Origin of the sequence: Pseudomonas sp. YJ42 (assembly GCF_047225135.1) — a bacterium.
GTDB lineage: Bacteria > Pseudomonadota > Gammaproteobacteria > Pseudomonadales > Pseudomonadaceae > Stutzerimonas > Stutzerimonas stutzeri_E.
In genome coordinates this window covers 3,873,048-3,885,950 of sequence record NZ_CP178378.1, presented here as the reverse complement: position 1 = coordinate 3,885,950, position 12,903 = coordinate 3,873,048, and the positions used below count along the sequence as shown (strand labels likewise).

The window sequence follows — 12,903 nt, the reverse complement described above, 5'->3', positions numbered from 1 at the left end:
CGGTCATTCCGACCGAATCAATCGACGCGGCGCAATACGCCCGTCTTCGCTCACCTCACCAATACCAATGAAGCGACCGTTGTGATCCTGCACCCGCAACATGCCGAACTTCGGCGCTTCCGGTGCACGTACCGGCTGACCGTGCAGCCAGTAAAAGGCGCTGTGCTCCGAAAGCTGCAACAGCGGCCAGTGCTCGAGTCCGCTATCGACCGGTTTGAGGAAGGCATCTACCGCCTCCGCTCCACCTTCGGCATGAACCCGTTCAAGTTCCTCGAGGCTGACCGTCTGGGTCAGGTCGAATGGACCGGCCTGAGTTCGCCGCAGTTCGGCCACATGGGCACCACAGCCCAGCGCCTGCCCGATATCCTCGACCAAGGTGCGAATGTAGGTGCCCTTACTGCAAGCAACAGCCAGGCGAGCCCGGTCAGCTTCGAGCGACAGTAAATCCAAGCGGGTAATGGTAACAGAACGCGGCTCGCGCTCCACTACCTCACCTGCACGAGCGAGTTTGTACAGCGGCTGACCATCGCGCTTGAGCGCCGAATACATCGGTGGCACTTGCAAGAGATCGCCGCGAAATCGGGGCAGTAGCGCTTCAAGCTGCGCCTGATTGACGTCGACGGACCTACGCTCGAGCACCTCGCCCTCGGCATCGGCCGTAGTGGTGGTAATGCCAAGCTGGGCAACAGTCTCATAGCCCTTGTCGGCATCGAGCAGATACTGCGAAAACTTGGTCGCCTCACCGAAACACAAGGGCAGCACACCGGTTGCCAATGGATCCAGGCTGCCGGTGTGCCCAGCCTTCTCGGCATTGAGCAGCCAGCGAACCTTCTGCAAGGCAGCGTTGGAAGTGAACCCACGGGGTTTGTCGAGCAGAATGATGCCGCTGACTGCTCGGCGTACGCGTTTTACCTGTGCCACGCTTTACTCTCCGAGATCATCGCTGTGCTTGCGGTCTTCTGCCACTGCACGTTCGATTAGAGATGTAAGCTCGACACCACGGCGCACGCTGGCGTCATAGTTGAAATGCAGTTGGGGCACGGTGCGTAGCTTCATCGCCTTGCCCAGCTGCATCCGCAAGAAGCCACCGGCATCGTTGAGAATCCTGAGATTGGTCTTGACCGCATCTTCATCGTCATCCTTGCCCATAACAGTGATGAACACCTTGGCATGGGACAGATCGCGACTGACCTCGACGGCGGTAATGGTGATCAGACCCAGACGCGGGTCTTTCACTTCACGTTGAATCAACAGCGCCAATTCGCGCTGCATCTGGTCACCGATACGCTGGGTACGGCTGAATTCTTTGGCCATAAAATCTGCCTCGAGCAGCAAGCTGCAAACCTGGAAATCATCATGCTGCAAAGGCAAACGGCAAGCTTCCAGGGTCGCCCCTGGAAGCTTGCCGCCTATTACCTTACAGCTGCGGTTAGAGCGAACGCGCCACTTCGACTTTCTCGAACACTTCGATCTTGTCGCCAGCCTTGACGTCGTTGTAGCTCTTCACTGCGATACCGCATTCCATGCCGGCGCGCACTTCAGCGACGTCATCCTTGAAGCGACGCAAGGACTCCAGCTCGCCTTCGAAGATGACCACGTCATCGCGCAACACACGGATCGGGCGGTTGCGGTGCACCATACCCTCGGTGACCATGCAGCCTGCCACGGCGCCGAATTTCGGCGAGCGGAACACATCGCGAACCTCTGCGATGCCGAGAATGTTTTCCCGCACGTCGCTGCCAAGCATGCCGGTCAGGGCTTTCTTGACGTCTTCGATGATGTCGTAGATCACGTTGTAGTAACGCAGATCCAGACCTTCCTGCTCGACGATCTTGCGCGCACCGGCATCGGCACGGACGTTGAAGCCGAACAGTACGGCGTTGGACGCCAATGCCAGGTTGGCGTCGCTTTCGGTGATACCACCGACACCACCGCCGATAACGCGCACCTGAACTTCATCGTTGCCCAGGCTGCTGAGCGAACCTTGCAGCGCCTCGAGGGAACCACGGACATCGGACTTGAGGACGATATTGAGCGTCTTCTTCTCTTCTTGGCCCATATTCTCGAAGATGTTTTCGAGCTTGCCGGCATGCGCACGAGCCAGCTTGACTTCGCGGAACTTGCCCTGACGGAACAAGGCCACTTCGCGCGCCTTCTTCTCGTCAGCCAGTACGCTGAGCTCATCGCCCGCATCCGGTGTGCCATCGAGGCCGAGAATTTCGACCGGAATCGACGGGCCTGCTTCCTTGATCGGCTTGCCGTTCTCGTCGAGCATGGCGCGGATACGGCCATAGTTCGAGCCGACCAGCGCCATGTCACCCTGACGCAGGGTACCGTCTTGTACCAGCACGGTAGCAACCGGTCCACGCCCTTTATCCAGACGCGATTCGACCACAACGCCGCGGCCCGGAGCCGAAGGCGTTGCCGTCAGCTCAAGGATCTCGGCTTGCAGCAACACGGCCTCGAGCAGGTCATCGACGCCCGTACCCATCTTGGCGGAAACCGGCACGAACGGCGTATCACCGCCCCACTCTTCGGACGTCACTTCGTGAACGGACAGTTCGCTGCGGATTCGATCGAGATCGGCGCCCGGTTTGTCGATTTTGTTCACCGCCACGACCAGCGGAACACCGGCGGCTTTGGCATGCTGGATCGCTTCGATGGTTTGCGGCATCACGCCGTCATCGGCAGCCACCACCAGAATGACGATGTCGGTCGCCTGCGCACCCCGTGCACGCATCGCGGTAAACGCAGCGTGACCGGGCGTATCGAGGAAGGTAACCATGCCGCGGTCGGTCTCGACGTGGTAGGCACCGATATGCTGGGTGATACCACCCGCCTCGCCGGCTGCAACCTTGGCGCGTCGAATGTAATCGAGCAGCGACGTCTTACCATGATCGACATGCCCCATGACGGTTACGACCGGCGCACGCGTAATGGCCTCGCCTTCGAACTTCAGCAGTTCGGCCAGTTGCTCTTCCAAGGCGTTGTCGCTGACCAGCTTGACCTTGTGGCCCAGCTCTTCGGCAATCAACTGGGCAGTTTCCTGATCCAGTACCTGGTTGATGGTCACCGGGCTGCCCATCTTGAACATGAACTTAATGACTTCAGCGGCCTTGACCGACATCTGTTGCGCCAAGTCGCCAACGGTGATGGTCTCGCCGATCGCTACTTCGCGAACGATCGGGCCGCTCGGGCTCTGGAAACCATGCGCATTGCGCTTTTTCAGTTTCGATTTGCCACGACCACCGCGACGGAATCCATCAGCGTCGTCTTCGCCGCTGCGCACGGTACGCGAAAGCGGTGCTTTCGCTTTCAGCGAAGGACGATGCTGAGCCTGCTTGCGATCACGACGTTCGTCATCATCGCTACGAGCTTTGTCAGGGCGACGTGCCTCGTCCTTCTTGCGTTCCTCGACCGGAGCCGCAGGAACGACCGGGGCGGGTTCAGGCGCAACGGCCGCAACCGGCTCCTGGGGCTCGGAGACGGGCGTCTCGACCTTGGCCGAGGCTTTAGCTTCGGCTTCGCGACGTGCTTCTTCCTCGGCACGCAGACGCGCTTCCTCGGCAGCCTTCTGCCGAGCCGCTTCTTCGGCTGCACGCTGCTCTTCCAGCTCGCGCTGCTTTTCAGCCTCGATCTCGTCAGGACTACGCTTGACGAAGGTCTTCTTCTTGCGAACTTCAACGCTGATGGTCTTGCTGCCGCCAACCTTCAGCTTGGTCGTGGTCTTACGCTGCAAGGTGATCTTGCGCGGTTCGTCCACCTTGGCACCATGGCTGCTCTTGAGGTGCGCCAACAGGGCCTGCTTTTCATTATCGGTCACTACTTGCTCGGCGCTGGTGTGCGACAGTCCTGCCTCACGCATCTGCTGCAGCAGTCGCTCGACCGGTGTGTCGACCACCTGGGCCAGTTCTTTCACCGTGACTTGCGTCATGCATCTCTCTCCTCAGGCCGCTAAATACTTACTCGAACCAATGGGCTCGGGCGGCCATGATCAGCTTGCCGGCACGTTCTTGATCTATGCCGTCTATGTCGAGCAGGTCGTCAATCGACTGCTCGGCCAGGTCTTCGCGGGTGATGACACCCCGCATTGCCAACTCGACCGCCAGTTCCTTGTCCATGCCTTCCAGCTCGAGTAAATCCTCGGCCGGTTGGGCGTCTGCCAGTTTTTCTTCCGTTGCGATCGCTTTCGTCAGCAGGCGATCCTTGGCGCGCGTTCGCAGCTCATTGACGATGTCTTCGTCGAAGCCTTCGATGCCGAGCATTTCCTCCATTGGGACGTAGGCGATCTCTTCGAGCGAAGTGAAACCTTCCTCGACCAGTACTTGTGCCAGCTCTTCATCGACGTCCAGCTCTTCGATGAAATTACGCAGGATATCGCCGGTTTCTTCTTGCTGCTTGGTCTGGATGTCCGCTTCGGTCATCACGTTCAGCGTCCAGCCGGTCAACTGACTGGCAAGGCGCACGTTCTGGCCACCACGACCGATGGCCTGGGCCAGATTGTCTTCGCCAACCGCGATATCCATGGCATGGGCATCTTCGTCGACGATGATGGCGGCCACTTCTGCGGGCGCCATTGCGTTAATGACAAACTGCGCCGGGTTCTCGTCCCAGAGCACGATATCGACACGCTCGCCACCGATTTCGCCGGAAACGGCCTGAACGCGTGAACCGCGCATGCCGATGCAGGCACCCTGCGGATCGATGCGCTTGTCCTTCGAGCGAACTGCGATTTTGGCGCGTGAACCTGGATCTCGCGAAGCCCCCATCACCTCGATCAGGCCTTCGGCAATTTCCGGTACTTCAATACGGAACAGCTCAATCAGCATCTGCGGCGCGGTGCGCGACAGAATCAGCTGCGGACCGCGATTCTCGGTGCGGATTTCCTTGAGCAGCGCACGTACTCGGGCGCCGACACGGAAGGTTTCACGCGCAATGATATCTTCGCGCGCCAACAATGCCTCGGCGTTATTACCCAGGTCGACGATGACGCTGTCGCGTGTCACCTTCTTCACGGTGCCGGAGATGATCTCGCCCAGGCGATCACGATAAGCCTCGACCACCTGTGCACGCTCGGCTTCCCGAACCTTCTGCACGATGACCTGCTTGGCAGTCTGCGCAGCGATACGGCCGAACTCGATCGACTCGATCTTTTCTTCCAGAACGTCGCCGACCTTGGCGTTGGCTTCCTGAGCCTGCTTCATGTCGACGGTCAGCTGATGCGCTGGATCGTCGAAATCTTCCTCTTCGACCACCGTCCAGCGGCGGAAGGTCTCATAGCTACCGTTCTGCCGATTGATTTCAACCCGCAGGTCCACCTCATCCTCGAAACGCTTCTTGGTAGCAGTGGCCAAAGCCAGCTCCAATGCTTCGAAGATCACACCGGCCGGTACGCCTTTTTCGTTGGATACCGACTCCACAACCAGCAGTACTTCTTTGCTCATCGTACGCCTCGCCTATCGCAATCCATTGGGGTCCGCGGGATCCGCGATTCACTCAAAACGGGGAATTATGTTGGTCTTGTCGATCATGTCGATCGGCAACAGATATTCGTGATCATCGACCAGCACCACCACATCCTGCTCCTCGATCCCGCGCAGAAGACCCTGGAAATTGCGCCGCCCCTCGAAGGGCGAGCGCAGCTTTATTTTGACTTGTTCACCCACGTGCGCCGCATACTGTTCAAGCGTGAACAGCGGCCGATCCATACCAGGCGAGGACACCTCAAGGGTGTAATCGGAGCTGATCGGATCTTCGACGTCGAGCACACCGCTGAGTTGGCGGCTGACCTTTTCACAATCGTCGACAAGAATCCCGTTTGAATGATCGATATAGACCCTCAACAAGGAATGCCGACCCTGCGAAATGAATTCGATACCCCAGCATTGATAGCCGAGCGCCTCGACCACCGGGGCCAACAAGGCCTGCAACTGTTCTAGCTTGCTCGACATCGAAGTCCCTCGTGCATGCCGTAGAAATGAAAAATGGGCGAAACGCCCATCCCTGATGATCGCCTGTAGATGCCGGCGACCTGGCTTGAAGCTAATAAAAAGCCCCTCGACAGGGGCTTTTCATCAACTGGTTGCGGGGGCTGGATTTGAACCAACGACCTTCGGGTTATGAGCCCGACGAGCTACCAGACTGCTCCACCCCGCGTCAAACTGGGCACGAATTATACGACCGCACCTGAAATAGGTCAACCCAAACACTGAAAACAAGAAAGCCCGCATCTGCGGGCCTGCTTGTTTGGTACCGAGGAGGGGACTCGAACCCCTACAGCCTATGGCCACTACCACCTCAAGGTAGCGTGTCTACCAATTCCACCACCTCGGCAAAAACCTTTTTACTTCTGCTCTTGGACTTGAGGTACATCGTCTGCACCAGGTGCGGACGGAGTAGCTTCCAGAACAGGCACATCTTCAACTGCCGGCTTGCTAACCGGGACTTCCAGTACCGCTGGATCCGGTAGCCCCGCCTGCGACATCTGATCGGCTTGCCGCGTTGCGAAGAACGCCAACCCCAGACTCGTCACGAAAAAAACGCCGGCAAGTATAGCAGTAAACCGACTAAGAAAGGTAGCGGAACCTTGGCTTCCGAAAACAGTTGCCGAAGCACCCGAACCAAAAGAAGCCCCTGCATCCGCCCCTTTACCTTGCTGCAGCAACACCAGCGCAACCACACCAATGGCAACCAGCAGATGCACCACAATCACAACAGTCTGCAACATCTGATCAGTTCCCTGCGGCACGACAGATCGCACCGAAATCATTCGCGTTCAGAGAAGCCCCACCGATGAGCCCCCCATCGATATCAGCCATCCCGAAAAGCTCGGCGGCATTATCCGCCTTTACGCTGCCGCCATAGAGAAGACGCACACCATCGGCGATACGTTGATCTTCACGCGCCAACTGCCCTCGAATAGCCGCATGCACTTCCTGAGCTTGCTGTGGCGTAGCTGTAAGCCCGGTACCTATCGCCCAGACCGGCTCGTACGCCACAACCGCCCGCTCGAAAGCGGCAATTCCGGCATCAGCGACTATGCGAGCCAGCTGACGCCCCACCACTTCCAAAGTCTGCCCAGACTGACGCTGCTCAAGCGTCTCACCCAGACACAACACCGGAGTCATTCCACACTCCAATGCTGCAGAGAACTTCTTACTTACCACTTCATCACTTTCGCCCAGAATCAGGCGCCGCTCGGAATGGCCGACCAACACCCATCCGCAACCCGCATCAGCCAGCTGAGAGACAGACTCTTCGCCGGTCAAGGCGCCAAAGCCGGCCTGTACCGCGCAATCCTGAGCACCAACAGCGATCGCCTTGTCTTCCAGACCGCTCACGACCTGCACCAGATGCAAACAGGATGGAAACACGACCACTTCTACCGTGGCAGGAATTTCCTGTTGACGAAGCGCCTCGATCAGCTCTGCGACGCTGGCGCGGGTACCGTTCATTTTCCAGTTACCAGCTACCAGGGGGCGACGCATGCTTTACCTCGTCGGTCAAAGTGGGCGCAGATGGTACTCAACGAAAACAGACCTGGCAAGCGACAATCACGCACAAACTTCGGTAACCGCATTCGCCAGTTCTTCGGCATAACACCGAACCTGCTTTTCATCATCCCCTTCGACCATTACACGCACCAACGGCTCGGTTCCCGACTTGCGCAACAGCACCCGGCCACGACCCGCCATCCGCTCGGTGACGCTGTCACAGACCGCTTGAACCTGAGGGTGAGAAATAGGATCTCGATCACCGGCGAAGCGCACATTGATCAACACCTGTGGGCATTTATTCCAGGCCAGTCGCTCCTGCGCAAGATTCTGCCCACGACGTCTCAATGCGAGTACGACCTGTAGCGCCGCGATGATCGCATCCCCGGTTGTCACATGCTGTGCACAGACGATATGCCCTGAATTCTCCCCCCCGAGCACCCAGTCACGCTCGAGCATTTCCGCCATCACGTAGCGATCACCCACCTTAGCGCGAACGAAAGGGATATCACGCGCTTTGAGCGCCAGCTCAAGGCCAAGATTACTCATCAGAGTGCCAACCACCCCTCCCGCCAGGCGATCACGATCCTGCAGGTCGGTGGCGATGATGTAGAGCAACTCGTCACCGTCCACCTGAGCCCCGGTATGATCGACCATCATCACGCGATCGCCGTCCCCGTCGAAGGCGATCCCGAGGTCCGCACCATGCTCGATCACCGCCTTCTGCAGCTGCCCCACATGGGTCGATCCGACATCAGCATTGATATTCAGGCCGTCAGGCTGAGCGGCGATAACCACCACCTCTGCCCCAAGCTCGCGGAAGACACTGGGCGCAACTTTGTACGTGGCGCCGTGAGCGCAATCGAGCACGATCTTCATACCAGAGAAATCGGTACTGGTCGGCACGCTGCTCTTGCAGAATTCGATGTAACGGCCCGCTGCATCGTTGATACGCGATGCCTTACCGAGTTGCGCCGATTCCACCACAGACATCGGTGTATCGAGCAGCTCCTCAATCATCAGCTCGACTTCGTCCGGAAGTTTCGTTCCCCGGCCAGAGAAGAACTTGATGCCGTTGTCATGATGAGGATTATGCGAGGCGCTGATCACGATGCCCGCATCCGCGTGAAAGGTACGGGTCAGATAAGCGACAGCCGGAGTTGGCATGGGCCCGAGCAGCAACACGTCGGCGCCTGCGGCCGATAGCCCAGCCTGCAAAGCGGACTCGAACATATAGCCAGAGATACGGGTGTCCTTGCCGATCAGAATGCGGCATTTCCCATGCTTGCGGAACGCCATTCCGGCCGCCCATCCGAGTTTGAGCATGAAGTCCGGAGTGATCGGAAACTGCCCGACATGACCACGAATGCCGTCGGTTCCAAAATACTTTCTAGCCATGAAGAATTCCCTATTCTGCCGCCTGCACTGCAGCGATCATTCGAACCACATCAACCGTTTCAGCCACGTCATGCACACGCAGAATGCGCGCACCCTTGGCAACCGCCAACGCCGCAAGCGCGAGGCTGCCATGCAAGCGGTGCTCGACGTCGCGCCCAAGCGCCTGCCCAATCATGCTCTTTCGTGACACTCCGACCAGCAAAGGTCGCCCCAACGCATGCAGCTGCTCCATATGCTTGAACAAGCTGAGGTTATGCGAAAGGGTCTTTGCGAACCCAAACCCTGGATCGAGTACGATCCGCTCGACCGGAACCCCCGCAGCAACACAAATGTCCATGCGTTCGCGGAGAAACCTCAGCACTTCAGCGGTGACGTCCTCATAGCGAGGATCGTTCTGCATGTCAGCCGGCTCACCGCGCATATGCATCAAGCACACCGGAAGGCCACTGTCAGCCACCGCGTCCAGTGCTCCATCACGGGAGAGCGAACGCACGTCATTGATCAGCCCCGCGCCGAGACGCGCGCTCTCGCGGATCACGGCAGGCGTCGAGGTGTCCACCGAGATGATTACATCAAGCTCGCGCGCAATCGCCTCAACCACCGGCGCCACTCGCTCAAGCTCCTCCAGAGGGGAGACGACGCGCGCACCAGGCCGCGTGGACTCGCCACCGATGTCGATCAGCGACGCGCCAGCAGCTGCCATCGCCTCTGCATGGCGCAGCGCCGCATCAACCCCGTTGTGCTGACCGCCATCGGAGAACGAGTCGGGAGTAACGTTGAGAATACCCATGACATGTGGGCGGGATAAATCGAGAACCCGGCTGCCACAAGACAGCCGGGTTGGGTGCAACGATTCAGTCATCGAAACAGCCTTAGCTCAGTGCTCGCCAGCAGGACCACCAATCGGCGTCTGCGGGCGACCACCCTCAGGCTGCACCGGCGTTCCGGTAGGCCCCGAGCCGTCTTGCCAGTCGCGCGGCTCGCGGGGTGTACGGCCCGCCATGATGTCGTCGATCTGATCGGAGTCGATCGTTTCGTATTTCATCAGCGTTTCCGCCATCAGATCGAGCTTGTCACGGTTGTCGGCCAGGATCTGCTTGGCCGTACCGTAGCAGTGATCAATGATACTGCGGACTTCCTGGTCGATCATTTTGGCGGTGTCGCCGGAGACGTTGGTGTGCTGGCTGCCGGCACTGCGCCCCAGAAAGACTTCTCCTTCTTCTTCGGCGTACATCAAAGGGCCGAGCTTTTCAGACAAACCCCACTTGGTGACCATGTTACGAGCCAGTTGCGTGGCACGCATGATGTCGTTCGACGCCCCTGTCGTAACCCCCTCGAAACCAAGAGTCATCTCCTCGGCGATACGACCACCGAACAGCGAGCAGATCTGGCTGATCAAGGCGCGCTTGGAAAGGCTGTAACGATCTTCTTCGGGAAGGAACATGGTGACACCGAGCGCCCGGCCACGCGGAATGATCGAAACCTTGTAGACAGGATCATGCTCCGGCACGACGCGCCCGACGATTGCGTGGCCCGCTTCGTGATACGCCGTGTTAAGGCGCTCCTTCTCGGACATGACCATCGACTTGCGCTCGGCGCCCATCATGATCTTGTCCTTGGCCAGCTCGAACTCTTTCATTTCGACCACACGCTTGCCTGCACGCGCGGCGAACAGCGAGGCTTCGTTTACCAGATTGGCTAGATCAGCACCGGAGAAACCGGGCGTGCCGCGAGCGATCAACGCCGGCTCGACGCTGTCACCAAGCGGAACCTTGCGCATATGAACTTTCAGAATCTGTTCGCGGCCACGGATATCCGGCAGCCCGACCACTACCTGCCGATCAAAGCGGCCGGGGCGCAGCAATGCGGGGTCGAGGACGTCCGGACGGTTGGTTGCGGCGATGACGATGATGCCGTCGTTCATTTCGAAACCGTCCATCTCCACGAGCAGCTGGTTGAGCGTTTGCTCGCGCTCGTCATGTCCGCCGCCGAGACCGGCGCCACGGTGACGACCGACCGCATCGATCTCATCGATAAAGATGATGCAGGGCGCGTGCTTCTTGGCCTGCTCGAACATGTCTCGTACACGGCTGGCACCCACACCAACGAACATCTCGACGAAGTCGGAGCCCGAAATGGTGAAGAAAGGAACCTTGGCTTCGCCAGCGACCGCCTTGGCCAGCAGCGTCTTACCGGTACCCGGCGAACCGACCATCAGCACACCGCGCGGGATGCGACCACCGAGGCGCTGAAACTTGCCCGGATCGCGCAGGAATTCGACCAGCTCGGTAACTTCTTCCTTGGCCTCATCACAACCAGCCACATCGGCGAAGGTGGTCTTGACCTGGTCTTCGGAAAGCAGGCGCGCCTTGCTCTTGCCGAAACTCATAGGCCCACCCTTGCCACCCGCACCACCCTGCATCTGGCGCATGAAGAACATGAAGACCGCGATGATGACCAGAATCGGGAAGCTGGCGACCAGCAACTGCGTCCAGATGCTCTGCTGCTCCGGCTGCTTGCCTTCGATCACCACGTCGTTGTTGATCAGGTCGCCGATCAGGCCATTGTCCTGAATCGCCGGACGGATCGTCTTGAAGGTCTCACCATCACTGCGTTTGCCGGTAATGACGTAACCATCGACGGTCACGCGCTCCACACGACCTTCTTTCACCTGCTCGATGAAATCCGAGTAATTGAGCGTCTGCGGCTCGGTCGGGCTGGAAAAGTTGTTCATCACCGTCACCAGGACAGCGGCAATGATCAACCACAGGATCAGGTTTTTTGCCATGTCGTTCAATTCATTACCCTCTAGAGCAGGCCTGTTGTCGGGAGCCTGCATGACGGCCGATGCTCGCTCTCGGCCTAACTTACTACACAACGTCGCTGAACGGGCAGCTTGGTCTGTAACCCGATATGAAACCAGCCCGTAATTCCGGCGGTAGGTACCTGCCTGGGTATCCTTACTACTAGGACCGCGGCGTATCCATCTCGTTGCCATCGCCACGATAGCCGCGGGCCAACAGGTACTGTTCGCGCGACCGATCCCGGGAAGACAAGGGTTTACGCATCTGGACCTTGTCGAAATTCTGCCGGACCTCCTTCAGGTAGGCGTCGAAGCCTTCGCCCTGGAAGATCTTGATCAGGAAATCGCCACCCGGGCGCAATACCCGCATGGCCAAATCCAAGGCCAGCTCGCAGAGAAACATCGCTCGCGCTTGGTCAGCTACCTTCACCCCACTCATATTGGGGGCCATATCTGAAATCACAAGGTCGACTTGCGTTTCCCCGATGGCTTGAAGAATTTCAGCAAACACCTCGTCCTCGGTGAAGTCACCCAACACGAAGGTCACATCGGCGATGCTATCCATCGGCAGAATGTCGGATGCGATCAGCCGTCCACGATCGCCGATCACTCGGCTGGTGACCTGAGACCACCCGCCCGGCGCAGCGCCGAGGTCGACCACGGTCATGCCTGGCCGAAGGATACGATCCTTCTCCTGAATCTCGAGCAGCTTGTAGCTTGCCCGGGACCGATAGCCGTCGCGCTGCGCCATCTTCACGTAAGGATCGTCGAAATGCTCTTTCAGCCAACGCGGGCTGGTCTTGGAACGTGCCAAGCTGATACCTCATCTGTGCGGCTCTGGGTGTGTCAGTTACACTAGCCGCCGTTTTCAAGGGTTCTGACGCAAGGGTCGAATTATGCCGCTCACCAATGAGCAGAAGAAGCAATACAAATCCATCGGCCATCATCTGAAGCCGGTTTTGATCGTGTCCGAGAATGGCCTGACCGACGGGGTCCAGGCCGAACTGGAGCGCGCCTTGAGCGATCATGAACTGATCAAAGTACAACTGCGAATCACCGAGCGCGATGATCGTCGTGCGGTGACAGAAGAACTATGCAAGATCGGCCGCTGCGAACTGGTCCAGTCCATCGGCAAGATGGCATTGGTCTATCGCAAGAACCCGAATGTAAACAAGCAGCTGTCGAACGTGCATCGCTTTCAAGGCTGAG

The 12,903-nt window shown here is 58.6% G+C and carries 12 protein-coding genes and 2 tRNA genes; 1 reads left to right on the top strand and 13 read right to left on the bottom strand.

Annotated elements, in window-relative coordinates; all coding sequences use genetic code 11:
- Nucleotides 1-3: 3 nt before the first annotated feature.
- From truB to rlmE, 13 genes are all read right to left on the bottom strand, one after another.
- Nucleotides 4-921 (bottom strand): tRNA pseudouridine(55) synthase TruB, encoded by a 918-nt coding sequence (truB, locus tag ACL0K2_RS17870; RefSeq protein ID WP_239610903.1) that lies wholly within the window; start codon nucleotides 919-921, stop codon nucleotides 4-6.
- 3 nt (nucleotides 922-924) lie between these two features.
- Nucleotides 925-1,314, bottom strand: coding sequence for a 30S ribosome-binding factor RbfA (gene rbfA / locus ACL0K2_RS17865; protein WP_045161096.1), 390 nt, complete (start codon nucleotides 1,312-1,314; stop codon nucleotides 925-927).
- A 115-nt stretch (nucleotides 1,315-1,429) separates the two neighbouring features.
- A complete protein-coding gene (gene infB / locus ACL0K2_RS17860; protein WP_045160859.1) occupies nucleotides 1,430-3,934 on the bottom strand; it encodes a translation initiation factor IF-2 in 2,505 nt (834 codons plus the stop codon).
- Nucleotides 3,935-3,962: 28 nt separating this feature from the next.
- Entirely contained in the window at nucleotides 3,963-5,444 is a 1,482-nt protein-coding gene (nusA, locus tag ACL0K2_RS17855) for a transcription termination factor NusA (protein ID WP_045160858.1), read from the bottom strand.
- A 48-nt stretch (nucleotides 5,445-5,492) separates the two neighbouring features.
- Nucleotides 5,493-5,951 (bottom strand): ribosome maturation factor RimP, encoded by a 459-nt coding sequence (gene rimP / locus ACL0K2_RS17850; protein ID WP_025240595.1) that lies wholly within the window; start codon nucleotides 5,949-5,951, stop codon nucleotides 5,493-5,495.
- A gap of 128 nt (nucleotides 5,952-6,079) precedes the next feature.
- Nucleotides 6,080-6,156, bottom strand: a tRNA-Met gene (locus ACL0K2_RS17845).
- Between the two features lie 91 nt (nucleotides 6,157-6,247).
- Nucleotides 6,248-6,333, bottom strand: a tRNA-Leu gene (locus ACL0K2_RS17840).
- A gap of 10 nt (nucleotides 6,334-6,343) precedes the next feature.
- On the bottom strand, nucleotides 6,344-6,727 hold the full coding sequence (secG, locus tag ACL0K2_RS17835) for a preprotein translocase subunit SecG (RefSeq protein WP_045160857.1): 384 nt from the start codon (nucleotides 6,725-6,727) through the stop codon (nucleotides 6,344-6,346).
- 4 nt (nucleotides 6,728-6,731) lie between these two features.
- Nucleotides 6,732-7,487, bottom strand: coding sequence for a triose-phosphate isomerase (gene tpiA, locus ACL0K2_RS17830; protein WP_045160856.1), 756 nt, complete (start codon nucleotides 7,485-7,487; stop codon nucleotides 6,732-6,734).
- Nucleotides 7,488-7,553: 66 nt separating this feature from the next.
- On the bottom strand, nucleotides 7,554-8,891 hold the full coding sequence (glmM, locus tag ACL0K2_RS17825; RefSeq protein WP_045160855.1) for a phosphoglucosamine mutase: 1,338 nt from the start codon (nucleotides 8,889-8,891) through the stop codon (nucleotides 7,554-7,556).
- Between the two features lie 10 nt (nucleotides 8,892-8,901).
- The gene (gene folP / locus ACL0K2_RS17820; protein ID WP_413043152.1) at nucleotides 8,902-9,753 is read right to left on the bottom strand and encodes a dihydropteroate synthase; all 852 of its coding nucleotides are present in this window, start codon (nucleotides 9,751-9,753) and stop codon (nucleotides 8,902-8,904) included.
- A 15-nt stretch (nucleotides 9,754-9,768) separates the two neighbouring features.
- Entirely contained in the window at nucleotides 9,769-11,679 is a 1,911-nt protein-coding gene (gene ftsH, locus ACL0K2_RS17815; RefSeq protein WP_413043151.1) for an ATP-dependent zinc metalloprotease FtsH, read from the bottom strand.
- Nucleotides 11,680-11,857: 178 nt separating this feature from the next.
- Nucleotides 11,858-12,508: a 23S rRNA (uridine(2552)-2'-O)-methyltransferase RlmE gene (gene rlmE / locus ACL0K2_RS17810; RefSeq protein WP_045160852.1), complete on the bottom strand. Its 651-nt coding sequence runs from the start codon at nucleotides 12,506-12,508 to the stop codon at nucleotides 11,858-11,860.
- Nucleotides 12,509-12,590: 82 nt separating this feature from the next.
- Between rlmE and ACL0K2_RS17805 the strand changes: the two genes are divergently transcribed.
- Nucleotides 12,591-12,902, top strand: a complete 312-nt coding sequence (locus ACL0K2_RS17805) for a YhbY family RNA-binding protein (RefSeq protein ID WP_045160851.1) — start codon at nucleotides 12,591-12,593, stop codon at nucleotides 12,900-12,902.
- The last annotated feature ends 1 nt before the right edge of the window (nucleotide 12,903 follow it).

Coding starts and splice junctions, on each gene's coding strand:
- secG (WP_045160857.1), bottom strand. CDS start 6,727: ATGTTGCAGACTGTTGTGATTGTGGTGCATCTGCTGGTTGCCATTGGT.
- nusA (WP_045160858.1), bottom strand. CDS start 5,444: ATGAGCAAAGAAGTACTGCTGGTTGTGGAGTCGGTATCCAACGAAAAA.
- tpiA (WP_045160856.1), bottom strand. CDS start 7,487: ATGCGTCGCCCCCTGGTAGCTGGTAACTGGAAAATGAACGGTACCCGC.
- infB (WP_045160859.1), bottom strand. CDS start 3,934: ATGACGCAAGTCACGGTGAAAGAACTGGCCCAGGTGGTCGACACACCG.
- rimP (WP_025240595.1), bottom strand. CDS start 5,951: ATGTCGAGCAAGCTAGAACAGTTGCAGGCCTTGTTGGCCCCGGTGGTC.
- rbfA (WP_045161096.1), bottom strand. CDS start 1,314: ATGGCCAAAGAATTCAGCCGTACCCAGCGTATCGGTGACCAGATGCAG.
- folP (WP_413043152.1), bottom strand. CDS start 9,753: ATGACTGAATCGTTGCACCCAACCCGGCTGTCTTGTGGCAGCCGGGTT.
- ftsH (WP_413043151.1), bottom strand. CDS start 11,679: ATGGCAAAAAACCTGATCCTGTGGTTGATCATTGCCGCTGTCCTGGTG.
- glmM (WP_045160855.1), bottom strand. CDS start 8,891: ATGGCTAGAAAGTATTTTGGAACCGACGGCATTCGTGGTCATGTCGGG.
- ACL0K2_RS17805 (WP_045160851.1), top strand. CDS start 12,591: ATGCCGCTCACCAATGAGCAGAAGAAGCAATACAAATCCATCGGCCAT.